The following is a 560-nucleotide window of genomic DNA, read 5'->3' on the forward strand; positions in this document are numbered from 1 at the left end:
GCTCCCACTGCTTGTACGTACACGGTTTCAGGTTCTTTTTCACTCCCCTCGCCGGGGTTCTTTTCGCCTTTCCCTCACGGTACTGGTTCACTATCGGTCAGTCAGGAGTATTTAGCCTTGGAGGATGGTCCCCCCATATTCAGACAGGATACCACGTGTCCCGCCCTACTCTTCGAGTTCACAACACATGCACTTTTGTGTACGGGGCTATCACCCTGTATCGCCGGACTTTCCAGACCGTTCCACTAACACACATGCTGATTCAGACTCTGGGCTGCTCCCCGTTCGCTCGCCGCTACTGGGGGAATCTCGGTTGATTTCTTTTCCTCGGGGTACTTAGATGTTTCAGTTCCCCCGGTTCGCTTCATTACGCTATGTATTCACGTAATGATAGTGTGACGGATCACACTGGGTTTCCCCATTCGGAAATCGCCGGTTATAACGGTTCATATCACCTTACCGACGCTTATCGCAGATTAGCACGTCCTTCATCGCCTCTGACTGCCAGGGCATCCACCGTGTACGCTTAGTCGCTTAACCTCACAACCCGAAGATGTTTC

General features: G+C 52.1%; 1 rRNA gene. It reads right to left on the reverse strand.

Features of this window, described 5'->3' with window-relative positions:
- Positions 1–540 (reverse strand): 23S ribosomal RNA (locus tag OGW16_RS02050); the annotation flags it as partial.
- Between the last annotated feature and the right edge of the window lie 20 nt (positions 541–560).

The organism is Citrobacter sp. Ce104, from assembly GCF_030334595.1.
Classification (GTDB): Bacteria; Pseudomonadota; Gammaproteobacteria; order Enterobacterales; family Enterobacteriaceae; genus Citrobacter; species Citrobacter europaeus.